General features: G+C 55.3%; 20 protein-coding genes. 11 read left to right on the top strand and 9 right to left on the bottom strand.

Annotated features, from left to right (window positions below; genetic code table 11):
* Positions 1 to 28 precede the first annotated feature (28 nt).
* The 6 genes from uvrD to lptM all read right to left on the bottom strand — a co-directional run bounded on the left by uvrD (position 29) and on the right by lptM (position 5,695).
* Positions 29 to 2,191: a DNA helicase II gene (gene uvrD / locus NXT09_RS16005; protein ID WP_268580351.1), complete on the bottom strand. Its 2,163-nt coding sequence runs from the start codon at positions 2,189 to 2,191 to the stop codon at positions 29 to 31.
* A gap of 80 nt (positions 2,192 to 2,271) precedes the next feature.
* Complete coding sequence (gene yigB / locus NXT09_RS16010; RefSeq protein WP_039504631.1) at positions 2,272 to 2,988, bottom strand: 5-amino-6-(5-phospho-D-ribitylamino)uracil phosphatase YigB; 717 nt, start codon at positions 2,986 to 2,988, stop codon at positions 2,272 to 2,274.
* Positions 2,988 to 3,923 (bottom strand): tyrosine recombinase XerC, encoded by a 936-nt coding sequence (gene xerC, locus NXT09_RS16015; protein ID WP_268580353.1) that lies wholly within the window; start codon positions 3,921 to 3,923, stop codon positions 2,988 to 2,990. Before xerC ends, yigB begins: the two co-directional genes overlap by 1 nt.
* Positions 3,920 to 4,624, bottom strand: coding sequence for a DUF484 domain-containing protein (locus NXT09_RS16020; protein WP_039546718.1), 705 nt, complete (start codon positions 4,622 to 4,624; stop codon positions 3,920 to 3,922). Before NXT09_RS16020 ends, xerC begins: the two co-directional genes overlap by 4 nt.
* Positions 4,621 to 5,445 carry a diaminopimelate epimerase gene (gene dapF / locus NXT09_RS16025; RefSeq protein ID WP_268580357.1) on the bottom strand — a complete coding sequence of 275 codons (825 nt, stop codon included), beginning with the start codon at positions 5,443 to 5,445 and terminating at the stop codon, positions 4,621 to 4,623. The genes NXT09_RS16020 and dapF overlap by 4 nt, the downstream gene beginning before the upstream one ends.
* A 64-nt stretch (positions 5,446 to 5,509) precedes the next feature.
* Entirely contained in the window at positions 5,510 to 5,695 is a 186-nt protein-coding gene (gene lptM / locus NXT09_RS16030; protein ID WP_205552208.1) for an LPS translocon maturation chaperone LptM, read from the bottom strand.
* Between the two features lie 59 nt (positions 5,696 to 5,754).
* Here lptM and cyaY point away from each other — a divergent pair, with 59 nt between their 5' ends.
* The gene (gene cyaY, locus NXT09_RS16035) at positions 5,755 to 6,075 is read left to right on the top strand and encodes an iron donor protein CyaY (protein WP_010284924.1); all 321 of its coding nucleotides are present in this window, start codon (positions 5,755 to 5,757) and stop codon (positions 6,073 to 6,075) included.
* A 34-nt stretch (positions 6,076 to 6,109) separates the two neighbouring features.
* Here cyaY and NXT09_RS16040 read toward each other — a convergent pair whose 3' ends face one another.
* Positions 6,110 to 7,282 (bottom strand): MFS transporter, encoded by a 1,173-nt coding sequence (locus NXT09_RS16040; RefSeq protein WP_268580360.1) that lies wholly within the window; start codon positions 7,280 to 7,282, stop codon positions 6,110 to 6,112.
* A gap of 45 nt (positions 7,283 to 7,327) precedes the next feature.
* Positions 7,328 to 9,886, bottom strand: coding sequence for a class I adenylate cyclase (locus tag NXT09_RS16045; protein WP_040034417.1), 2,559 nt, complete (start codon positions 9,884 to 9,886; stop codon positions 7,328 to 7,330).
* 455 nt (positions 9,887 to 10,341) lie between these two features.
* On the opposite strand from NXT09_RS16045, the gene hemC reads away from it, so the two are divergent.
* The 4 genes from hemC to hemY are packed head-to-tail and all read left to right on the top strand — an operon-like array spanning position 10,342 to position 14,370.
* The gene (hemC, locus tag NXT09_RS16050) at positions 10,342 to 11,283 is read left to right on the top strand and encodes a hydroxymethylbilane synthase (RefSeq protein ID WP_268580364.1); all 942 of its coding nucleotides are present in this window, start codon (positions 10,342 to 10,344) and stop codon (positions 11,281 to 11,283) included.
* A complete protein-coding gene (gene hemD, locus NXT09_RS16055; protein ID WP_240583990.1) occupies positions 11,280 to 12,020 on the top strand; it encodes a uroporphyrinogen-III synthase in 741 nt (246 codons plus the stop codon). Before hemC ends, hemD begins: the two co-directional genes overlap by 4 nt.
* 23 nt (positions 12,021 to 12,043) lie before the next feature.
* Positions 12,044 to 13,174 carry a uroporphyrinogen-III C-methyltransferase gene (gene hemX, locus NXT09_RS16060; RefSeq protein ID WP_205552217.1) on the top strand — a complete coding sequence of 377 codons (1,131 nt, stop codon included), beginning with the start codon at positions 12,044 to 12,046 and terminating at the stop codon, positions 13,172 to 13,174.
* A gap of 2 nt (positions 13,175 to 13,176) precedes the next feature.
* Complete coding sequence (hemY, locus tag NXT09_RS16065) at positions 13,177 to 14,370, top strand: protoheme IX biogenesis protein HemY (protein ID WP_268580369.1); 1,194 nt, start codon at positions 13,177 to 13,179, stop codon at positions 14,368 to 14,370.
* 598 nt (positions 14,371 to 14,968) lie between these two features.
* Here the strand turns inward: hemY and NXT09_RS16070 are convergent.
* Entirely contained in the window at positions 14,969 to 15,619 is a 651-nt protein-coding gene (locus NXT09_RS16070) for a GntR family transcriptional regulator (protein ID WP_268580371.1), read from the bottom strand.
* A 331-nt stretch (positions 15,620 to 15,950) separates the two neighbouring features.
* Here NXT09_RS16070 and NXT09_RS16075 point away from each other — a divergent pair, with 331 nt between their 5' ends.
* The 6 genes from NXT09_RS16075 to NXT09_RS16100 all read left to right on the top strand — a co-directional run bounded on the left by NXT09_RS16075 (position 15,951) and on the right by NXT09_RS16100 (position 23,279).
* On the top strand, positions 15,951 to 17,303 hold the full coding sequence (locus tag NXT09_RS16075; RefSeq protein ID WP_268580373.1) for an MmgE/PrpD family protein: 1,353 nt from the start codon (positions 15,951 to 15,953) through the stop codon (positions 17,301 to 17,303).
* Between the two features lie 63 nt (positions 17,304 to 17,366).
* Positions 17,367 to 18,692 carry an MmgE/PrpD family protein gene (locus tag NXT09_RS16080; protein WP_268580375.1) on the top strand — a complete coding sequence of 442 codons (1,326 nt, stop codon included), beginning with the start codon at positions 17,367 to 17,369 and terminating at the stop codon, positions 18,690 to 18,692.
* 75 nt (positions 18,693 to 18,767) lie between these two features.
* Positions 18,768 to 19,529: a sulfite exporter TauE/SafE family protein gene (locus NXT09_RS16085; protein WP_268580377.1), complete on the top strand. Its 762-nt coding sequence runs from the start codon at positions 18,768 to 18,770 to the stop codon at positions 19,527 to 19,529.
* Positions 19,530 to 19,751: 222 nt separating this feature from the next.
* Complete coding sequence (locus NXT09_RS16090; protein ID WP_268580379.1) at positions 19,752 to 20,804, top strand: amino acid ABC transporter substrate-binding protein; 1,053 nt, start codon at positions 19,752 to 19,754, stop codon at positions 20,802 to 20,804.
* A 125-nt stretch (positions 20,805 to 20,929) separates the two neighbouring features.
* Positions 20,930 to 22,153: an amino acid ABC transporter permease gene (locus NXT09_RS16095; protein WP_268580381.1), complete on the top strand. Its 1,224-nt coding sequence runs from the start codon at positions 20,930 to 20,932 to the stop codon at positions 22,151 to 22,153.
* Positions 22,154 to 22,163: 10 nt separating this feature from the next.
* Complete coding sequence (locus NXT09_RS16100; protein WP_268580384.1) at positions 22,164 to 23,279, top strand: amino acid ABC transporter permease; 1,116 nt, start codon at positions 22,164 to 22,166, stop codon at positions 23,277 to 23,279.
* Positions 23,280 to 23,287 lie beyond the last annotated feature (8 nt).

The raw sequence follows: 23,287 nt of genomic DNA on the forward strand, positions 1-23,287 counted from the left end.
CGTCATACTTCAAGCCGCATCGTGACGATCACACCGTTTCCAGCTTGGCATAGGCGGCAACCAGCCATTTAATGCCTTGACCCTGAAATGCGACTTGAAGGCGGGCGTGATCGCCGCTGCCTTCCAGATTCACGATCGTGCCTTCACCGAACTTGGCGTGGCGAACACGTTGCCCTAATTTGTAGCCGCTGTCGTTTTGCGTTATCGGCGTGCCGAGGCGCTGATGATTAACCGGACGGGAGACGCTGGCGCGTAAGCGCACTTCTTCAACACACTCTTCCGGCAGTTCGCCGACGAATCGGGAAGGTCGGTGATAGGCTTCTTTGCCGTATAAACGGCGGGATTCCGCGTAGGTTATCGTCAGCTTTTCCATCGCGCGCGTGACGCCGACATAAGCCAGACGACGCTCTTCCTCCAGACGTCCGCCTTCATCCAGCGACATCTGGCTAGGGAACATCCCTTCTTCCATGCCGACGATAAAGACCTGCGGGAACTCCAGCCCTTTCGCCGAGTGCAGCGTCATAAGCTGAACCGCATCCTGATTAGCATCCGCCTGACCTTCGCCCGCTTCCAGCGCGGCATGCGACAGGAAAGCCTGAAGCGGCATCAAATCCTGATCTTCTTCCTGATAGCTGAACTGGCGCGTCGCCGTCACCAGTTCTTCCAGGTTTTCTACCCGCGCCTGCCCTTTCTCGCCTTTTTCCTGTTCGTACATGCTCCACAGGCCGGAATCCTTAATCGCCCGGTCGGTTTGAATATGCAACGGCAGCTCAGACGTTTCGTAGGCCAGCGCGTCGATCAGTTCGATAAAGCGTTGCAGCGATGCCGCCGCCCGCCCAGCCAGCACTTTCTCCTGCAACAGCGCCCGCGTGGATTGCCACAGCGTCAGCTGACGGTCGCGCGCCGTCTGGCGCACCACGTCCAGCGTGCGATCGCCGATGCCACGCGTCGGCGTATTCACCACACGCTCGAACGCCGCATCGTCGTTACGGTTAGCGATCAGGCGCAGATAAGACAGCGCGTCTTTAATTTCCTGCCGTTCGAAGAAGCGCATGCCGCCGTAGATGCGGTACGGCATACTCTGCTGCAACAGCGCCTCTTCCAATACGCGCGACTGGGCGTTGCTCCGATACAGAATGGCGTTATCACTCAGCGCCCCGCCATTTTCCTGCCAGGCTTTAATCCGGTTAACGACGTAACGCGCCTCATCCAGTTCGTTGAACGCGCAATACAGCGAGATAGGTTCGCCTTCTGCGCCATCGGTCCACAGGTTCTTGCCGAGTCGCCCGCCGTTGTGGGCAATCAGCGCATTCGCCGCTTTCAGGATGTTGCTGGTCGAGCGATAGTTCTGCTCCAGACGGATCGTTTCTGCACCAGCGAAATCTTTCAGGAACAGCTGAATATTTTCGACCTGCGCCCCGCGCCAGCCGTAAATCGACTGATCGTCATCCCCGACGATCATCACCTTAGCGCTGTCGCCCGCCAGCATACGGATCCAGGCGTACTGAATGCGGTTGGTGTCCTGAAATTCGTCCACCAGAATATTGGTAAACCGTTCACGATAGTGATTCAGCACATGCGGCTTGTTCAGCCACAGTTCATGCGCGCGCAGCAGCAGTTCGGCAAAATCTACCAGCCCGGCGCGATCGCACGCTTCCTGATAGGCCTGATACACGCGCTGCCACGTTTGTTCGATAGGATTACCGTAGCTTTCAATGTGCTGCGGACGTAGGCCTTCATCTTTCTTCCCGTTGATGAACCACATCGCCTGACGCGGCGGCCACTGTTTCTCATCCAGATTAAGCGCCCGAATCAGACGTTTCAGCAGACGCAGTTGATCTTCGCTGTCCAGAATCTGGAAATCCTGCGGCAGATTGGCATCCATATGGTGCGCACGCAGCAGGCGGTGCGCCAGCCCGTGGAAAGTGCCAATCCACATGCCGCCCTGGCTGGTGCCGATCAGGTGATCGATACGGTGGCGCATCTCCGCCGCCGCTTTGTTGGTAAACGTCACCGCCATAATGGAGTACGGTGAACAGTTTTCGACGGACAAGAGCCAGGCAATACGATGAACCAGTACCCGAGTTTTGCCGCTGCCTGCCCCCGCCAGCACCAATAAATTGCTGCGCGGCGCGGCTACCGCGTCACGCTGTTTGTCGTTGAGGCCATCGAGCAGATCAGAAACGTCCATAGGTACGGGTTATCCGGTGAGGGAAACGCCACATCGACAAGGACGTTTCCACTGGTGATTTATACAGATTAATGCCGTGATTATAGCAATGCCGACAGCGATGCCAACCGCGAAATTTCGATATGCGGCAGTAGTCGGGCGTCGCCAATCTGCGTCAGGCTGCCTTCACGCAGGTTAATCCAGCAGGCCTGCATACCGCAGCGGATCGACCCCGCCACATCGGTCGTGAGATCGTCACCGACGTGCAGAATCTCATGCACAGGTAAATTGAGCTTTTGCGCCGCCAGATGGTACATGTCATCAAACGGTTTAGCGCGACCATGCGGGCCAGCGCGCAGGATAAACGAAAAATAGCGATCGAGACCAAAGCGGTGCGGCTCAGCGTTACCGTTGGTGATGGCAGCCAGCGGCACTTTCTCCGCTAACGCCGCCAACGTCTGGTGCGTTTCTTCGGTAATCGTAATCTGGCTGCGCCAGTGGGCAAAGTTTTCCATTGCCGCTTTTGCGCCATCCTTCGCCTCTGCCGCACTCAGGCCACGCTCTAACATCGCCAGTTCAGCCGCACGGCGACGCCATTCGGTCACGTCGTGATAGATGTCCGGTTCGCGCTCAAGCAAGGTCTGGCGTAAGTTCTGAAAGTCATCCGCCTGAAAATCACGAAGTGCAGGATGGTACTGTTGTAGAAAGTGGATTGACTCTTGCCCCGTGCGCCGAATGACGTCCGCGTTATCGTACAGCGTGTCATCCAGATCGAACGTGATCGCACGGATCGGGCCAAGAGATCGGTAAAAATGCATCAGGGTTTCCCTCGTTTGGCGCGTGGATGCGCGGCATCGTACACGGAGGCTAAATGTTGAAAATCAAGATGGGTGTAAATCTGCGTCGTGGTCAGGTTAGCGTGGCCAAGCAGCTCTTGTACCGCTCGTAAATCACCGCTGGATTCCAGCATGTGCGTCGCAAAGGAGTGGCGCAGCTTATGCGGATGGACATGGCTATTCACGCCCTGCTTAATCCCCCATTCGGCAAAACGCTTCTGCACGTTGCGCATCGAAATGCGTCGCCCCTGATTGGAGATAAACACGGCATCATCCTGCGGGCCAAACAGCTCGCGCAGTGCCAGCCAGCGTTCCAGCCAGGTTACCGCCGTTTTTCCTATCGGCAATTTGCGCTCTTTACTGCCTTTCCCCATGACCCAGATTTCACCGCTGGCCAAATCAATATGCTGATAATCCATACCGACCAGTTCCGCCAAACGCAGCCCCGCGCCGTACATTACTTCCAGCATCGTACGGTCACGCACCGCAAGGGGATCGTCCAAATCGATCTCCAGCAGGCGATTCGTCTCATCCACATCCATATTCTTGGGTAGTGGACGCCCAGCTCGCGGCGTGGATATCCCTTTAGCGGGGTTCGCCGCCAGCACGCCGCGCGACACCATCCAGTCGAGAAAGCTGCGCAATGCCGATAAACGTAGCGCCAGACTGCTGGAATGTAGCCCATCGCGCTTACTGCGGGACACCACGGAACGCACGCCAGAGGCGTCCAGCTTGCGCCAGTCAGCCACACCCGCCGCGGAGAGTATCGTGATAACCGCGGACAGTTGACGTAAATAGCTGGTCTGCGTCAGCGGGCTTAGCTGACGTTCTACTTTCAGATAACGCAGGAACGCATCGACATCGGCTTGTAACGGCGAAGAGGAAGGAGCCTCCGATGACGCAGGCTGCTGGTTCATACCCGCTCAACCCAGCGCGCCAGCATCGCTGGCAGCATCATGGCCATTTGCTGAAGCAGCACGGTTCCCATGCCATCCTGATAATGGTGGCTGTCGCGACTGCTGAAAATCAGCACGCCCAAATCGTGATGATTTCCCATCAGCGATAGCGCGACCGACCCAACCTGTCTGGCCTGCGGCAGCAGAAGCAACAGCTCCGGCCCGTTCAGACTGCCAAGATAGTGGTTATGTTGTCCGAAGCGCTGAATGCGCAGCGGCTCAAAGGTGGAGCGGTTGAGCCCAAGGTGGGTAAAACCAGAAGGCGCGCCAAGGCGCCATTTATCGCTGAACAGACGCACCGTTGCGCCCGCCAGACCAAGCTGACGCGCCCAGCGCTGCAAGCGATCCAACATGTCGGTCAGGCTGTCCGCCGACGCCAACTCAGTTTGTAACCCAAGCAGGCGATTGAACAGCACTTCGTTCGCCCCCGCCTGTTCCATCAACAGCGTGATTTCTTCCTCAAGCTGAGTAATGTGGTTACGCTGACGTGCTAGCTGCCATTCCACCAGCGACACGGTTCCCCTGACGGGGTGAGGAATGCGCATCTGCTCGACGGGACGCGCATTGCGGATAAAAAAATCGGGATTCTGTTGCAGGAACTGCAAAACCATCTCGTCACTGAGTGCGATCTCGCGCTCTGCCTGTTCCTCGACATTCTTCATAAATGAATAAATCCATCGTAGACATGCGTTGCAGGCCCGGTCATGAATAACGGATGTCCCGGCCCATCCCACTGGATATCCAACTCCCCGCCCGGCAGAGATACGCGAACGTTCGCGGACAATAATCCCTGCTGGATCCCTACCGCCACAGCAGCACACGCGCCGCTACCGCACGCCTGCGTTTCTCCCGCACCGCGTTCGTACACCCGCAGACGGACCGTGTGGCTATCAACCACTTGCATAAAACCGATGTTGGCACGTTCGGGAAAACGCTCGTGGCTTTCCAGCAGCGGCCCCAGCGTTTCCACCTTCGCCGTGTCCACATCCTCAACCTGAATCACACAGTGCGGGTTGCCCATCGACACCACACCACACAGCACCGTGTGCTCGTCGGCACGCATGATGTAGGTTTTCTCCGCTTTGACCGCGCGGAAAGGCACCTGTTGCGGCTCGAAATTGGGTTCGCCCATATTGACGCGCACCAGTTCGTCATCGGTCACCGACAGCACCATTCGGCTTGTCTGCGTACTGACGGCAATATCACGCTTGTTGGTCAGCCCTTTCAGTCGAACAAAGCGAGCAAAGCAGCGCGCGCCATTGCCGCATTGCGCCACTTCGCTGCCATCCGCGTTAAAAATGCGGTAATGAAAATCCAGTTCAGGATCGTAGGGCGGCTCGACGACCAGCAATTGGTCGAACCCTACACCACAGTGTCGATCCGCCAAACGGCGAATCAATTCGGGTGAAAAATAAACGTTTTGCGTAACGGCATCAACAACCATGAAATCGTTGCCTAACCCGTGCATCTTAGCGAACTGCATTATCCTGACTCCCCCGCTTGCTTAACCGGGCGCGTGACCTGTTATTTATTACTGTCGTCACGCATTAAGGACGCATTGACGTTTTCTTTTGCGGCGGCTGATTCTCATTTTGCTGAGTCGTTGACGCACCGGATTTGCCATCAGCAGGCATATAAAGCGGCCCTTTCAGACCACAGCCGAATAAACTCACTGCGGCTAACACCAGAAAAAACTGGCGAAATACGTTCTTCATCACGTTAAGACCTGTCATTAATACTCGTATGCTCTCTATAATCGCAGGTGGATCATGAAAATCAATAGGAATCGAAAATGAACGATAGCGAGTTCCACCAATTAGCCGACGAACTCATGCTTCAGTTGGAAGAAACGCTGGATCGGTTTGAGGGTGATGCCGACATTGATTACGAAACTAACGGCGGCGTGATGACGCTGAGTTTTGAGAACGGCAGCAAAATCGTGATCAATCGGCAGGAACCGCTGCACCAAATCTGGCTGGCGACCAAAACGGGCGGTTACCACTTCAACCGTCAAGCGGAACGCTGGGTATGCGATCGCAGCGGTGAAGATTTTATCGCGCTGCTGTCAGCAGCCTGCTCGGATCAGGCCGGGGAAACCGTTCACTTCGGGTAACCGTCTTTTCAACAGCCTCACGGCGCGCCACACATCAGCGCCGTCCCAGAATGATCAACCCCAGAACCAGCAACAACAGCATGCCGATACCCACCATATTGACCAGCGGCCAGCCGCTGGTTAGCGCCATCAGGCTACCGGCAGACAACGAAGCCAGCGCGTTAGGCACGTAAATCACCAGCGAGTTAATCCCCTGCAAACGGGATTTATGCACTGAATGGGTAAACGCGTTCAGCATGAATGTCCCGCCGTTGAACATAAACGCCCACCCGACACCGAACAGCATCAGCGCAAAGAGGAAGTGCCAGAACGTCAAACCGCTCAGCGCGACCACCACCCCGACAACGTTACACACCATGCCAATCACCACGACCTGAATCGGCGTCAGTCGCTTCGCCAGCAGCACTAACAGCAGCGCAGGCGCATACATAGCTACAAAATGCCATTGCAACACCGTCGCGCTGTGGCTGACGGAAAAGTGGTGCTGGTGCATCGCCAGCGGCACAGAATTCATTAATAGCGTCATTACCACAAACCCGACGGAACAGCTTGCCGTTCCCAATACAAATGCCCGGCTTTTCAGAATCGCCGCCAGCGGTTCACTACGCTGAGTGCTAGCCGTGGCAACGGACATCGGAGGCAGTTTCAGGCCAAGCAACAGCAGAGACGTGATAACACAGATGCAGCCCGCTGCGATAAAGCTGCCGAGAAACGGGTACGACACCCAGAGCTGAGAAGACTGGCTGGCTGCAAACGGGCCGAGAAAACCGCCGAGGATACCGCCGCTGATCACCCACGAAATAGCACGATTTTTCTGCTGATTGTCGGTAAATATCTCAGCCGCGGCGAAGCGATAATACTGATTGAAGGCGCAGGACATCCCCAGAACAAACGTCGAAAACACAAAGAGGGAGAAGCTGTGTAGCAGAATCGCCAGCGCTGCCAACAGCGCGCCTACCAGCCCCAGCAGCGTGCCGATGATGAACGCATTACGCCTGCCATATTTTGTCATCAGCGACGAAACGGTATAGATCATCAGCGCCGCGCCGCATACCGTCGCGGTAATCGGTAGCGTGGTCAACAGCGGAACGGGCGTCATTAATACGCCGACCAGCGTGGAACACAGCGTCATCAGGGAAATAATACTGCCGGTCAGCCCTTGTCCGAGCGCCAGCAGTATCAGGTTTCGGCGTTGCAACGAATCCATCAATACATCCCTTTCTGAATACGCTGAAAGCCGAGTGTCAGGACGTTATAAAATCTGTAGCCGCTGTTTCATTGTCATCACTTCATCATCCACTACGGGCGTAATGCACAGATGAGAAAGTGCGCTGCTGCGGAACGGGATCACCTGCGTGCGGCCGTCCAGCTGTACGATTTGGTAGAACTGCGGCAGGTTGAAATTGATAAAGCTGGAGCCGTAGGTAAAGCGATCGTGCGAGGACGAATAGAAGCGGCTGACATCGCGCACCAGCTCTTCTTTACTCCCTTCACAGTGGTGATACACCTCAACGCGATTCGATTCATCCAGAATATAGATATTAAAGCCCTGATTTTCTGTCAGATCTTCAAAGAAGAACTGGATGATCCCTTCGCTGGCGACGCCATCGACTACCGGCGGTAAATGTACATGGTTGGTTTCAACCTGAACCGGCTGGCCTTGCAGTTTGTTGTTGGAAATCGCGCCATAAAACTCGACCGCATTTTCCAGCTTCTGCACCGATACACTCAGCCGTTCGAAGAACAAGCCCCAGGTTTGACCCGCCACCTTCACCGCTTTGAAGCGTCCTGGCTCTTGCTGACGCGTACTGGTCAGGCGCAGCTCAATGCATTCGGACACCAGTTGCTGCACGCGGGTACGAATCAGCCCGCGCAGGTGCTGGCTGTAGCAGAAGACTTCTAGCGATTCCGGCAGCGCCGCATCCTGATGCATTTTGCCCAGAATGGTCTTCAGCGCTTCCAACACCGCCTGTTCACCGCTGAAATGCAGCGTACGCACTTCGTTCCATGAGTTGCGATACAGCAGGTCTATACTGCCGACCAGACACTGCTGCTGCTGGCCGAAGCTAAAGACATCCAGATGACGGAAATCGAAATGCACCACCTGATTGCGGAAGGCCGCCGTCGGATCGTGTTCCAGATTGACGATAATCGCCAGATGACGAATTTCACACGGGCTGTACAGCGCCTTCGGCGTAGGAGCAGGCAGACGCAGCGGGAAGTGGCTGGCTACGTCGTCCACCAGCGCTTGCAGGCGCGTGATGTCGCACAGCTCGTTGCCTTTAATGTACAAGCGCGTGCTTGGCGTCAGCAGGCCATTAAAATATGCCCACGCCACCAGCTTGTTCAGATAGCGGTTATATTCCAGCGGCTGATGGCTGACGATTGCATCCATCGACGGTGCCTGATTGTACAGGTACCAGCCAGAACGGTTCGCACGACCCGCAGGAACATAGATAAAGGTTAAATTCGGCTCCGACAAATCGGGCGAAATTTGTGGGTTCAGCAGGGTAACTTTACCCGGCAGCGCTTCAAACGCAGCGTACAGTTTACGGGTCAACACACCGATATCCTGTGGGCTGGCGCTGACGCTCAGATTATTGCGGCGGGCGAAGCGAATCAGGTTGCGATAGGTCTGCATCATCGCATCCAACAGCTCATTATGTGCTTCGCGTACCTGTTCGATTTTCCAGTTAGCGCGGTTATCCAGCATAGCCAGATGCTCGTCGCTCCATCCCCATTCTTGCACCAGCTGGCTCAGAATCTGGCGACGCCAGCCGACACAGGCTTTTTCTCTGGAGAGCTTTTCACAGACTTTTAAGTAGAAACATCGACGCGCCAGATCGAGGCGCGTGGGATCGTTGATCGCCGTCAGATAGTGCGTCACGCGATCCAACATCATGCAGTAAGGATCAAGACCGAAAGAGACGATCTCGCCGTCATGCAGACGTTTTTTAATTTCGGTCGACAGCAGGCTGGTGTCCGGGTATTCCCAGGAATAGGCTTCCAACAGCAGCGTTTTCAGTACGGCTTTATAGGGGGAATCGATACTTTTATAGAGCTGCCAAAGACTCGCGCCGAAATACTCTTCCGCCGACAGCGTGCTCAAGCCGCCTAAATCCATCCACTCGTTAGGAGCCAACGCGCCCTGCGAGTACAGCGACAGCACATATTCGTCGTAGTGAGATTCTTCCTCGACCGGCACCATATTCCACAGAATACGTTTACCCGCCATACGCACGGCGGTACGGTAGAATTCATCGAGTAATAGAATGTGCTGCATAGTGCCGCAGTCTTCACCGCTCAGGCTACCGCTTTCATTGTGGCGGAAACGGCTTTCATCCATCAGGAAGAAGCTGACCTCAGCGCCCTGCGCCGCGGCCCACTGCTCAAGCAGCGTACATTTCTTCTGTAGGAGTTGGCGTTCTTCGCTATCCAGCCAGGATTGGTGGCACACCCAGATATCGAGATCGGAGCTACAGCTCTGCCCGATAGATGAGGTGCTTCCCATTGAATAGATGCCCGTGATCGGCAGTTCACCCTGCGGATGAGAACAGTCAAACTGACCCCAGCGCAACGCGATGCCATCAAGGTACTGTTGCTGCTTTTCATCAGGCGTGTGAGTGCAGATACCGTGAGGCACCTTGCCTTCAAGGTAGCCGGGCATCAACGGGTGATGATGATGTAATAAAATGGGCAGAAGACTGTAAACCTGCTGAAAAGCGGGTTTCATTGCTCCCAGAGCACGGTCAACACGCAGTTGGTTGATCGCATCCAGTCTTTGCTTCAAAGTCTCGATGTAGAAGTACAAGACGTTTCGCCTGATTTATCCCAGTGCCTAGAAAAACCCCGTGTTCCAAATCCGCATGATGAAATTAGAAGAATGTTTAGCGAATTATTGCTGGAAACGTGATCAATTTAACACCTTGCTGATTGGGCGTAAAGAAAGTAAAGAAAGTTAGACTTATCTATCTTGCTTTATTACGAATTTACCTACCCGACTGCATCAGCACGGCTTCTTACTCGTCATACTTCAAGTTGCATGTGCGTTGGCTGCGTTCACTCACCCGAATCACTTACTTAAGTAAGCTCATCGGGATTCCCTCGCTTGCCGCCTGCCTGAAACTTGGATTATTTAGAGTATATCTATGTATGCGGCACCCGAATTTCAGACCGTTTTAAAAGGCGCACCGCTAATGCCCACAACCTGACACCAACGCACCATCAATGATACGATGGCGGAAAATGATAAAAACGGTATCAAGCATGTTAGCCAATATTATTAGAATTGCCACCCGACAAAGCCCGCTCGCCCTGTGGCAAGCACGATATGTTCAGCAGTGTCTGAACCACCTCTACCCGGATTTACACGTGGAGCTGGTGCCGATGGTAACCCGCGGCGACATCATCCTCGATACGCCATTGGCAAAGGTCGGCGGTAAAGGATTGTTTGTTAAAGAACTGGAATTGGCGCTGCTTGAAGGGCGTGCCGATATCGCTGTCCACTCCATGAAAGATGTCCCTGTCGAATTCCCAGAGGGCCTTGGCCTGACCACCATTTGCGAGCGCGACGACCCGCGCGACGCTTTTGTTTCCAATCATTACGACAGCCTCGATCAATTACCGCAAGGCAGCTGTGTCGGCACCTCCAGCCTGCGCCGCCAGTGCCAGCTGCGCGCCCGACGTCCCGATCTGGTGATTCGAGATTTGCGCGGCAATGTCGGCACCCGCCTGTCAAAACTGGATAACGGTGAGTATGACGCGATTATTCTGGCGGTCGCGGGCCTGAAACGTCTTGGCCTTGAAGAGCGCATCCGCTGTGCGTTACGCCCGGAAGAGTCTCTGCCTGCCGTCGGACAAGGTGCCATTGGCATTGAATGCCGTTTGGATGACGAACATGTCCGCCAACTCCTTGCCCCACTCAATCACCCCGCTACCGCAGCCCGCGTACGGGCTGAACGCGCCATGAATGTACGCCTTGAAGGTGGCTGTCAGGTTCCGATTGGCAGCTACGCCGAACTGGAAGGCGATACGCTGTGGCTACGTGCGCTGGTTGGTGCACCGGACGGCAGCCAAATGATCGTCGGTGAACGTAAAGGAAGCGTCTCCGATGCCGAACAACTCGGGATTGCACTGGCTGAAGAGCTGTTAGCAAAAGGGGCCAGCGCCATCCTTCAAGCCGTTTATCAAGGGTCAAGCTCATCATGACAATTCTGGTTACCCGTCCGTCACCAACTGGCGAACAACTGGTGACCCGTTTAAGAAAGCTCGGCTATAACGCCTGGCACAGCCCGCTGATCGAGTTTTCACCCGGACGAGAACTCGCCAGCCTGCCTTCACTATTACAGGCACTGCGCGCCGACGATTTGGTGTTTGCGCTCTCACAACACGCCATTCATTACGCCGATCCGATGCTGGCACGCACAGGCATCAGCTGGCCTGCCCATCTCGCTTATTACGCCATCGGCCGTACCACCGCGCTGGCGCTGCATAAAATCAGCGCACACCCGGTAACCTATCCGCCTGAGCGCGAAACCAGCGAAACGCTCCTGCAACTTCCTGACCTGCAAGATGTTTCCGGTAAACGCGCACTATTGCTGCGCGGCAACGGCGGCAGGGAACTGCTGGGAGAAACGCTAACCGAACGCGGCGCACAGGTGACCTACTGTGAATGTTATCAGCGCAGAGACGTTCACTATGACGGGCTAGAGCAAAGCCGCCATTGGCAACAAATAGGCATCGACAAACTGGTGATCACCAGCGGAGAAATGCTACAACGGATCTATACTTTAGTACCTGATTACTATCGGGCTTCCTGGTTACTCGGCTGCCAGCTGATCGTCGTCAGCGAACGGCTGGCAGAACAGGCTCGTCAGCTTGGCTGGCGTGATATCCGAGTGGCTGATAACGCCGATAACGATGCGCTCGTGCGCGCACTACAATAAACCTGATCATGGGATGTACCATTATGACGGAACACAATACCCCCACAGCTCCATCCGACGAGGTTGCTGAACGGGTTGAACCCGCGCATCCGCAGCAGGATCCCGCACCGCAGCCCAAACGTAGCGGTGCCGTGCTCGGGGCGATCGCAATTGTGATTGCGCTGGCCATAGGCGCGGGCTTGTATTACCACGGCCACCAGCAGGCGCAGAAAGAAACTGCCGCGCTTCAACGTCTGGAAGCGCAGTTCAACACATTGCAGCAGCAGCATAAGCAAGAGCAGCAGCAGTGGCTGGACGCTCAACAGCAGCAAAGCAAAGCGCAGGAGACTGCCGCACAGCGTCTTGAGGCGCTAACGCGTCAGTCAGACGAGCTGCGCGATAAGCTGGCAGCACTGTCCAGTCATGACACTAATACCTGGCTGATCGCTCAGGCAGATTTTCTGGTGAAACTGGCAGGACGCAAGCTGTGGAGCGACAAAGACGTCACCACCGCAGGCGCGTTGCTGAAAAGCGCGGACGCTAGTCTGGCAGAAATGAACGATCCCAGCCTGATAGAAATCCGTCGCGCGCTGACCAGCGACATCGGTGCGCTGGCAGGCGTCAGTCAGGTCGATTTTGACGGCATTATCCTGAAGGTAAATCAGCTCACCGATCAGTTGGATAACTTACAGCTCGCCGACAACAACACCGATGAAGCGCCGATGGACGCCAACAGCACAGAGCTGTCCGCTTCCTTGAGCGAGTGGCGACAAAATCTGAGCAAGAGCTGGCACAATTTCCTGGCTGATTTTATCACCATTCGCCGCCGCGACAGCGCCGCCGAACCGCTGCTGGCACCGAATCAGGATGTGTATCTGCGCGAGAATATCCGCTCACGTCTGCTGGTTGCCGCACAGGCGATTCCTCGCCACCAGAATGAAGTGTACAAACAGTCGCTGGAAACGGCAGCAACCTGGGTTCGCGCCTACTTCGATACCACCGACCCCACGACGCAGGCCTTTTTAGATCAGCTTGATGCTTTAAGCCAGCAGTCGGTTTCACTGGATGTCCCAACGGAGCTACAAAGTCAGGCGCTGTTGGAAAAACTGATGCAAACGCGCGTTCGTAACCTACTGGCTCAGGCACCCGCGCCAGCCACACAGCAAGGGGAATGAGCATGCTAAAAGTCTTATTGCTGTTCCTGATCCTGATCGCCGGCATCGTGATCGGCCCGATCGTCGCGGGTCACCAAGGCTACGTCCTGATCCAAACGGATAACTACGACATTCAAACCAGCGTGACCGGTCTGGTCATCATGCTGATACTGTTCTTTCTCGCCTTTTTGGCGGTGGAATGGGTGCTCCGCCGGATCTTTCGTACCGGGTCCCGCACGCGCGGCTGGTTCCTCGGCCGCAAACGCACCCGCGCCAGAAAACAGACCAAAGCCGCGCTGCTCAAGCTGGCCGAGGGAGATTATTTACAGGTAGAGAAGCTGCTGACGCGCAATGCCGATCATGCCGAGCAGCCCGTGGTTAACTACCTGCTGGCAGCCGAAGCCGCTCAGCAACGCGGCGACGAATTCCGCACCAAGCAATATCTGGAGCGTGCCGCCGAGGTTGCAGATACCGATCAGCTTCCGGTGGATATTACGCGCGTGCGTATTCAGCTAGCGCGTAATGAAGATCATGCAGCACGTCACGGCGTGGACAAACTGCTGGAGGTCGCACCCCGCCACCCTGAGGTGCTGCGTTTAGCGGAGCAGGCTTTCCTGCGTACTCAAGCCTATAGCGCACTGCTGGATATTCTGCCTGCGATGCGCAAGATCAATCTGTACCCTGAAGAACGTTTGCTGGATCTACAGCAGCAGGCCTATATCGGTCTGATGAATCAGGCAATGGCGGATGGCGGCAGCGAAGGACTGAAGTCATGGTGGAATAATCAGAGTCGCAAAGTACGCCATGAGATCCCACTTCAGGTCGCGATGGCTGAGCATCTGATCGAGTGTGACGATCATGATACCGCTCAGAAGATCATTCTCGACGGTCTCAAACGCCAGTATGACGAACGCTTGATCCTGCTCATGCCACGCCTCAAAGCTGGTAATCCAGAACAGCTGGAAAAAGTGCTGCACCAGTACATCAAGCAGCAGGGGGCAACACCGCTGTTGAGCAGTACGTTAGGCCAGTTGCTGATGAAACACGGCGAATGGCAGCAGGCCAGCGATGCTTTCCGCACCGCGCTGGAATTACGCCCAGACGCTTATGATTATGCCTGGCGTGCTGACGCACTCGATCGGTTGCGTCTGCCGGATGAAGCGGCCCAAATGCGACGCGAAGGGCTGTTGCTCACGCTACAGCAGCCTACCGACTAATCGCTACGCTACTCCTTTCATAAGGCTCCTTTTGGAGCCTTATTCTTTTGTGTGACCCGTACTGAATAGCCGGATAGAAGGCAGTTACCGAACATTTTCCTCAGACGAAAAAAAACGCTTACCGATAAACGGTAAGCGTTGAAAATATCAGGTCTGTCAGACAACAGAATGGTGCCTCACTCAACGTTATGTCCGGAAGGCCCGATGGAGATTTGCATCTTCATCTGGAGTTGGACGATAGGCACCTCAAATTGGCTCTGCGTCATTCCCAGGATTATGAAGCCGAAGCAAGCATAGAAGGTGGAATGAGCATCTACCCGCTTATTTAAGCATAAATTATGCCAACATGCATAATTTTATTATCACAACCTCATGGAATAGAGATAAACATATAATAATCAATACTATTTTTATTTATCCGCCGGAAGGAAGGCCAAGACACGATGGACGACGAAAACGAGATCGCGCTCACAAAACCTGTCGCCATTCAGAGACGAATTTATCGCGTAAAATATTAACCATTAATAATCAATGAATTAAATGTCTCTTTTTTGCGACAACAGAATCCCTAGAGTGTCGTGTTTTTCCGACAGCCCTATCAAAGCTGCTGATTTAACATGCTTAGTCGGGCACGATAGCCGTTACGAATATGCTGGCAGGCTGCATCTTGTGCCGCATCCTTATCACGCCGCACTAGCGCTTCCACAATGGCCTGATGTTCACGCCGCGCCTCTTCGGTACGTTCCGTCGATTCATAGGTGGTTCCGCGCAGTAGCGACAGATGAATACGCAGGTTTTCCAGCATCTCATTCAGATACGGATTATGAGTCGCCCGGTAAATCTGGCGATGAAAAAGCCTATTATGGTCGTGCAGTTGTCGGCTGTCGGTGAGGGTCTTCTCCACGTCGACCATCTCCTGCAGCAGTTCTAGTTCTTCTGCCGACGCAGAGGCGACAGCAAGCTCCATCGCCAGCCGTTCTAACCCTTCACGCACGGCAAAAAGCTGACGTAGTCGCTCATAGCTGATCTGCGCGATCATCAGTCCACGCTGTGGACCCGGCTCCACCAGCCCCAACGCTTCCAGACGGTGCAGCGCCTCACGAATCGGCGTTCGGCTCAATCCAAACTGCTTCGCTAACCGTGTTTCCTGCAAACGTTCACCAGGCAGCAGCTCGCCTTTCTCTATCGCATTAATCAATATCTCGAACGGCGACAGTGCCTGCGCTTTGTCGTTAAGTGTTAAGTTCATAGTCCCTTGATATATCGTGTGACGGTCGGAATAAGGCCGCGTGCAGATGGACAAACGCCTCGCCTTTTATAGCGGTTCGCACCTTCACGTTACGGATCGTCATGCATTGAGAAAAATTCAAGTTTGCCCGACGCCCTGCCTTTAGCAAGATATCGCATCGCATATTTTGTACTTAGCTTAGCGAAAAAGCGTCTTTGTCACTGAATGGGCGATTGCATATGCTTTTCGTCAAACACTGTATACAAATGCATTCAACAATACAAAACGCGAATCTTAGCACCGTTCGGTGTACTGGCAATCTCCTCGCGTTTTTGCTTAAGGAGCTCCTACGATGTCTGCCATCCCGACGTTTCCTCGCGGCAACGCGCTCAGCCAGTTTATTCACACCGCGCCCACAATGACGATCCCCGATGCCGTCTGGCACGAAGCCAAACGGGCGCTCATTGACTATCTGGGCGTCTCCATTGGCGCAGTAGGAGACGACTCGGCCAGCGCGGTTCAGCGCGTGGCGCAACGCTGGCAGGCTCAGGGGAAGGCGCAAATCATTCTCGGTGCGAAAACCACACCGGCGCTGGCGGCACTGATCAACGGCACGCTTTCTCATGCAGCAGACTATGACGATACGCACCCGGCTGGTGCGGGGCACCCTAGCGGCCCTTGCTGGTCAACCGCGTTGGCAATGGCACAGCATTACGGTGCGGACGAACGCACGACGCTTATCGCGTTCATTACAGGATTTGAAGTCATGGCCAGACTGGGGGGCGGCTGGGTGCCTGGCGTAGGTCGCAGCCTGCAACGTCGAGGCTTTCACCCAACGTCGATTGTCGGGCGTGCAGGGGCAGCAGCCGTTGCCGCTTCCATTCTGCGTCTGGAACCCAACGCCATTGCCAATGCGTTGGGGGCGGCCGCAACCATGATGGGAGGATTGCAGAAATCATCCGGTACGCATGGCAAACCGTTTCATGCTGGCAAAGCGGCAATGGATGGCATCACGGCGGCAGAACTGGCTGAGGAAGGTTTTATTGCCGCCCATCACTTTTATGAAACCGATGGCTGGGTAAAAACCTTTGTGCAGGACGGCAGCGCCGTCATCCCGCCGCTCGATTTTGGCGACAGTTGGGAACTGCTGGGTAATGGCTACAAGCTGTATGCCAGCTGTCGGGGAACGCATGCATCAATCGAAACGGCGCTTAAGCTCTATCCACAGCTCAAAGGCCGCGCTATCGCCCGCATTCATGCCAAAGTCCATCCGATGGGGATGGTGAACGCGGGGATCGCCAACCCGCAAACCCCGCTGGAGAGCAAATTCAGTATTCCGCACTGCATTGCGCTGGCATTGAGCGGCTATCGCCTCAACGATACCGATTTCACGCAGCAAACCGTTGACGACCCTGCTGCACGCCAGTTGCTGTCACGCCTACAAATCGATGCAGTCGAGGGACAATCGGCCAGTTCCGCGTTTATCGATATCGAACTGGAAGACGGCGAAATACTCCATGCCGAAACCGATGTTTATCGCGGCCATCCGCAAAACCCACTGACCGACGCCGAGCTGCGTGCCAAGTTCGACGCCCTGACTATTCCCGTGTTAGGAGCAGCCCGTAGCGATCGACTCTATCAGGCAGCTTTTCACTTTGAGCAGCCGGGTTCACTCGATGCACTCACCGAACTATTAGCGGGCTAACACGTTGCCGCTCGACATAAACGATTCGATATAAAAATTTCACGATAACGACAGGACGCTTCCATGACCATTGCCCGCCAGCTTGCCCATAATCTGCTGGAATTCTCTCGCCAGACGTTCCCTGCCGACGTATTGGCACACGCTCGCACTGCCGTAATTGATACGCTGGGTGTCACGCTCTCGGGGGGGATTCAGGACGGGGCGCAAAAACTCAGGGCGGTGATAGTGCCCTCCGCCTCCGTGGGAAAGAGCCGTATTTTCGGTACCGATCTCAAACTTAACGCGCTGGATGCGGCGTTATTAAACGGCACATCCGCGCATTTGCTCGATTTCGACGACTCCAACTCCTGGCTGCATGGGCATATTTCCGTTGCCGTGCTTCCCGCGCTGCTGGCACTGGCTGATGAGCAGGAAGCCAATGGAGAAGCCATCCTGCACGCTTATTTGTGCGGTTATGAAACCGCGGTACGCATGGGCAAAGCCGTCAGCCCTTTTCAATATCGCAACGGCTGGCACCCCACAACGTCCGTCGGCATTTTCGCGGGCGTGGCAGCCTGCGCGGTGCTGCTGAAGCTTAGTGAAGAAGAAACGGCGACCGCCTTTGCAATCACGGCGTCACTCGCCTCCGGCATCAAATCCAACTTCGGCAGTCAGACGAAATCGCTGGCAGTCGGCCACGCCAACCGTAGCGCCGTCATGGCGGTACTATTGGCGCGTCAGGGATACAGTGCAGGGGATACCGCATTTGAACATCACCACGGGTATTTCAACGTCTACAACCGCGCTGCCGAAAACGTCGACACCACGCCGCTAACCGAGCCCTGGTCCACACCATCTCATATTCTGGACCCCGTAAAAGGGAATAATTTTAAATATTTTCCCTGCTGCTACGCCATTCTTGCACCGTTGGACGGGCTGCTGGCGCTACGTGAGGAAACCGGGCTATCCCCAGAATCGCTGGAACGCATTCAGATTGCCATCCACCCTATTCGCTTCCCGCACATCAACATCCCGACACCGGATACGCCGCTGGCGGGGAAATTCAGCCTGCACTACTGTATTGCCCGCGCTTGGGTGCAAGGGAAGCTGACGCTGGACGATTTTATTGACGATGCAGCACTACACGACCCAACTACGCAGTCGCTGATGGCACGCGTTGAGCTCATCTGTCATGACGAACCCACCACACACACGGCGCACGTTACGCTAATCACTCGTGACGGCCACACCTATCATCGTCGCGTGGCAGGAGCGCGAGGCTCCAGCGCAGAGAACCCGCTGCCGGATAATCTGATTGCGGAGAAATTTATCGACTGCGCCAGTCAGGCGTTGCCACGCACCGAGGCGCTGGCGTTATACCAACGCCTGTTACGCGACGATTATCGTTAACAGTAGGAAGGATGCTTGATACGCCTTAATCGCATCAGGCATTATCATTTGCTCTACCACGCGATGGGTTCCACCATGCTAGATCTTGTTCCACCCGACATCTCACCGCTCTTTGCCGGTATCCTGATTTTTTGCAGTTTTTTGACGTCAGCGCTAACAGCAGCGCTGGGCTTGGGCGGCGGCGTCACCCTGCTTGCGATCATGGGCATCGGGATGCCAGTCAGCAGCCTGCTGCCGGTACACGGTATCGTACAACTAGGCTCCAACCTCAGCCGCAGCCTGATTCAGCGTTTGTATATCGTCTGGCCATTGGCGCTGTGGTTTTTTATCGGCAGCGTCATCGGCATCGCACTGGGCGCGCCCGTCGTCGTTTGGATCCCAGACAGCGTGGCAAAAATTGCGCTGGCCAGTTTCATTCTGTGGTCGGTTTTCCGTAAACGCACCGCGCCAAAACCGGTTAATCGATTGTTCTTCATTCTCGGCGGTGCGCTCACCAGCCTCGGCACCATGATTGTCGGCGCAACGGGTCCAATGGTCGCCGGGCTTATCAGTTCTCAAGGGGTCACCAAACGGCCGCTTATCGCCACGCATGCGCTCTGCATGGTGTTACAACACGGCCTGAAGATACTGGCATTTGGGATGATGGGGTTTGCCTATCACGATTGGCTACCGATGCTGGCTGCGATGATTGTCAGCGGCGTATTAGGCACCTGGCTGGGCACACGCCTGCTGGATAATCTGCCCGAAAAACTTTTCCGCACGACTTTTCGCCTCACCATGTTGATTCTCAGCGCTCAGCTCATGTGGCAAGGCGTACAAGGCCTGCTCGCCCGCTAATCTCTCCCTTCTGTGCCTTGCTTACCGTGCGAGGCGCAGTTCTCTTTTCCCCTTCATGTTATCCCCAAAATGGCTATATCCAATATTCAGCTTTAGATAGAGAAATATGCTATTTGCCATTTGAATGCAACATTGAGAACATTTGTATACAAATGGACGCACCACAATAAAAATCATTAATTACAACAAATTAAAACAACACCGATCATTCTGAGGATACTTATGCTGAGAAAACTACTCTCGTTGACGACCGCTACAGCGCTGACTTTAGGGGGGCTGCTGCTGCCCGTCGCACACGCTAATGCCGCTGATGCAGGAAATGGCGAAACGCTCAAAAAGATCAAAGCACGCGGTGAACTGGTGTGCGGCGTGCACCCGGCGCGCCACGGCTTTTCCGCGATTGATAGCAAAGGACAGTGGACCGGGCTGGACGTCGATTATTGCCGCGCGTTAGCTGCCGCTGTTTTTGGCGATGCGAGCAAAGTACGCTTTGCCGCCCTTTCTACCGCACAGCGCTTCCCCGCTATTCAGTCTGGTGAAGTGGACGTGCTGTCACGCAATATCACCGCTGATTTGTCTCGCGATACGTCGCTAGGGCTGAACTTCGCACCGCCGACCTTCTATACCGGTACGGGCTTCATGGTGCGTACCAGCGCCAACGTGAAAAAGGTGGAAGATCTGGACGGCGCGACCGTCTGCATCACACCGGGTAGCAGCACCGAACGTAACGTCGCGCAGATTTTTGCCTCACGCAACCTGCATTACACCCCGGTGGTTATCGAGAACAATAAAGAGTATGTCGCGGCCTACCTGTCTGGACGCTGTGACGTCATTGCCCGCGATAAAGTCGCCCTGCCCGGCGTGCGCACCTTTGATGCGGAAAAGCCGTCCGACCATGTGATTCTGCCGGGGATTTACTCAAAAGAGCCGCTGGCGATGGCGGTTCGTCAGGGGGACGACCAGTGGTACGACATTGTGAAATGGGTGGTTTACGCCACGTTTAACGCGGAAGAGATGGCAATCGGCCAACAGAACGTGGACAGCAAGCTTAAGTCAACAGACACGGATATACAGGCGCTGCTTGGGGTCACTGGCGATTACGGTCAGAAACTGGGATTGAATAACCAGTGGGCTTACAACGTGATTAAGCAGGTCGGGAATTACGGCGATATTTATAACCGCCACTTCGGGCCAGATACCCCGGCTCCGCTGGAGCGCGACCTGAATAATCTCTGGGCGAAAGGCGGTTTGCTCTACGGTCTGCCCATTCGTTAATTCACCCAATCATCGGCGTCACCCCCGAAAACATCCGGGCTGACGCCATACCACCGCATTCACGCACAGATCCCCTCGGATAGCGCGCTGCAATCGGTAATGATCAGAAGAAAAGACCGCCGGTAATGAAATCACCACACCCAACGCTGCCGTCAGCCGCTGCACCGTCGTGGCTGGGAACGCCATCTTATGCACGCCGCCTGTTGAATGCGTTTGACAACAAGTCGCTGCGCGCCTGGATTTATCAGTGCCTGCTCGGCCTCCTGATTATCGCTTTCAGCTACTGGCTGTACGCCAACGTGGTCGAAAACCTGCGCTCACAAAATATCGCAACTGGATTTGGCTTTCTTGACCACACCGCGCAGTTTGAGATCGGTGAAAAGCTCATCGCCTTTACCCCACGCGACAGTTACCTGCGCGCGCTGAGCGTAGGGTTACTGAATACCCTGTACATCACGCTGTGCGGCATCGTGCTCGCCACGCTGCTGGGTTTCTCCGTCGGCATCGCCCGTGTATCTCGCAACTGGTTGCTGGCGCGGCTCGCCGGAGGATACATCGAGCTAATGCGCAATATTCCGGTGATCTTGCAGGTGATTTTCTGGTCAGTGGTGATCCGCAACTTGCCCTCACCGCGGGATGCTATCGAGCTGGGTAATCTGGGATTCCTGACCAATCGCGGGCTGTCTTTTGCCATTCCCGCCGCACACCACGGCTGGCTGTGGACGGGAATCGCCCTGCTCGCCGCCGTACTGATTAGCCTGATCCTGACCCGTGTAGCGCGCTATGTTCGGGAAAATCGAGGACGTTCTCTGCCAACAGGCCGTTTGACGCTGGCAGCCCTTATCGGGCTACCGCTGCTGGTCTGGTGGCTTTCCGGTGCACCAGCAGAGCTCGATCGCCCGATCTTGCGCGGTTTTAACTTTCGCGGCGGCTTTACCGTCAGCCCTGAATTTACAGCGCTGCTGCTCGGCATTGCGCTCTATTCCTCCGCGTTTATCGCAGAAATCGTGCGGGCGGGGATTCAGTCTATCCCTAAAGGCCAGTTGGAAGCGGCACGTGCGCTGTCTTTTTCGCCGTGGCACATGATGCGCCACATCATTATCCCACAGGCCATGCGCGTCATCGTTCCGCCGCTGACCAGCCAATATGTCAGCCTGTCAAAAAACAGCTCGATCGCGGTCGTGGTCGGTTATCCGGAACTGGCGAACATCAGCAATACGCTGATGAATCAGACCGGTCAGGCGCTCGAAGTGATAGCCATCATGATGGTGGTTTACCTGACGGTCAGCATCGTGACATCGCTGTTGATGAACCTGTTTAACCGCATCGTCGCCATCAAAGAGCGCTGAGGAGCACCGTATGTTATTTCCGGCCCTGTCACTCTCCGCCGTTCCCAGCCGGCTGCGTACGCCTCTGCTGTGGCTGCGTCGCCACCTGTTTAGCAGCGTACCACAAACGGTGCTCACGCTATTACTGGCAGTACTGATGTGGAACGTCGGCAATAATTTGCTGCACTGGGGTATTCTCGATGCCGTGTGGTACGCCGCTGACCCGGACATCTGCCGTGCAGCCGCCGGCGCCGGCGCCTGCTGGGCGGTGATCGTGGAAAAACATCGCCCTATTCTGTTTGGCCTTTATCCTTACGATGAACACTGGCGTCTGGTGCTGGCGATGGGAATCTGGTTTCTGGCTCTTGGCCTGTCGCTGATGCCGCGCTTCTGGCACTCGCGCATCCTTTTACCGCTGTGGATCGTCGCGGTAGTCGGCATCGCCAGCCTGATGTCCGGCGGCGTGTTTGGCCTATCTTACGTGCCTTCCAGCGAATGGGGCGGACTGCCGCTGACGATTCTGCTGTTTAGCGGAACCGTCGTCATCGGTATGCCGGTTTCAGTTCTGCTGGCGCTGGGGCGGCGCTCACCGCTGCCTTTTCTACGCGGCCTGTCGGTTATTTTTATCGAAGGTTTGCGCGGCGTACCGCTTATCACGATCCTGTTCGTCGCCGTTAACGTATTCCCGCTGTTCCTGCCCGCCGGGATGGAAATCAACAAACTGCTGCGCATCATCATTGGTATCGCACTGTTTTTCGCCTGTTATCAGGCTGAGGTGATTCGCGGCGGTTTACAGTCTGTACCACGCGGGCAATACGAAGCGGCGATGGCGCTCAATCTCGGTTATTGGCACACGACCACCAAAATCGTCCTGCCGCAGGCGCTGCGTATCTGCCTACCTGCCATGACCAACCATATTATCGCCGCCATGAAGAACACCTCGTTCGTCATCATTATCGGGCTGTTCGACATTCTCACCGCCACCAGTTCAGTGATGCAAGACCCGCTATGGCGGCGCTATTACATTGAAACGTACCTTTTCATCTCGGCTATCTATCTGCTGTTTGGCTTCTTGCTCTCACGCTACGCGCTGTGGGTGGAAAAACGCATCGATGCCAGCCGTAACCCAGAAACGTATCGCGGTTAAGCGATAGC

The sequence above is a fragment of the Pectobacterium jejuense genome, from assembly GCF_026800125.1.
GTDB lineage: Bacteria > Pseudomonadota > Gammaproteobacteria > Enterobacterales > Enterobacteriaceae > Pectobacterium > Pectobacterium jejuense.

Coding starts and splice junctions, on each gene's coding strand:
- dapF (WP_268580357.1), bottom strand. CDS start 5,445: ATGCAGTTCGCTAAGATGCACGGGTTAGGCAACGATTTCATGGTTGTT.
- hemX (WP_205552217.1), top strand. CDS start 12,044: ATGACGGAACACAATACCCCCACAGCTCCATCCGACGAGGTTGCTGAA.
- NXT09_RS16020 (WP_039546718.1), bottom strand. CDS start 4,624: ATGAAGAATGTCGAGGAACAGGCAGAGCGCGAGATCGCACTCAGTGAC.
- hemD (WP_240583990.1), top strand. CDS start 11,280: ATGACAATTCTGGTTACCCGTCCGTCACCAACTGGCGAACAACTGGTG.
- hemC (WP_268580364.1), top strand. CDS start 10,342: ATGTTAGCCAATATTATTAGAATTGCCACCCGACAAAGCCCGCTCGCC.
- hemY (WP_268580369.1), top strand. CDS start 13,177: ATGCTAAAAGTCTTATTGCTGTTCCTGATCCTGATCGCCGGCATCGTG.
- uvrD (WP_268580351.1), bottom strand. CDS start 2,191: ATGGACGTTTCTGATCTGCTCGATGGCCTCAACGACAAACAGCGTGAC.
- NXT09_RS16100 (WP_268580384.1), top strand. CDS start 22,164: ATGTTATTTCCGGCCCTGTCACTCTCCGCCGTTCCCAGCCGGCTGCGT.
- NXT09_RS16075 (WP_268580373.1), top strand. CDS start 15,951: ATGTCTGCCATCCCGACGTTTCCTCGCGGCAACGCGCTCAGCCAGTTT.
- NXT09_RS16095 (WP_268580381.1), top strand. CDS start 20,930: ATGAAATCACCACACCCAACGCTGCCGTCAGCCGCTGCACCGTCGTGG.
- cyaY (WP_010284924.1), top strand. CDS start 5,755: ATGAACGATAGCGAGTTCCACCAATTAGCCGACGAACTCATGCTTCAG.
- lptM (WP_205552208.1), bottom strand. CDS start 5,695: ATGACAGGTCTTAACGTGATGAAGAACGTATTTCGCCAGTTTTTTCTG.
- NXT09_RS16070 (WP_268580371.1), bottom strand. CDS start 15,619: ATGAACTTAACACTTAACGACAAAGCGCAGGCACTGTCGCCGTTCGAG.
- xerC (WP_268580353.1), bottom strand. CDS start 3,923: ATGAACCAGCAGCCTGCGTCATCGGAGGCTCCTTCCTCTTCGCCGTTA.
- NXT09_RS16085 (WP_268580377.1), top strand. CDS start 18,768: ATGCTAGATCTTGTTCCACCCGACATCTCACCGCTCTTTGCCGGTATC.
- yigB (WP_039504631.1), bottom strand. CDS start 2,988: ATGCATTTTTACCGATCTCTTGGCCCGATCCGTGCGATCACGTTCGAT.
- NXT09_RS16040 (WP_268580360.1), bottom strand. CDS start 7,282: ATGGATTCGTTGCAACGCCGAAACCTGATACTGCTGGCGCTCGGACAA.
- NXT09_RS16090 (WP_268580379.1), top strand. CDS start 19,752: ATGCTGAGAAAACTACTCTCGTTGACGACCGCTACAGCGCTGACTTTA.
- NXT09_RS16080 (WP_268580375.1), top strand. CDS start 17,367: ATGACCATTGCCCGCCAGCTTGCCCATAATCTGCTGGAATTCTCTCGC.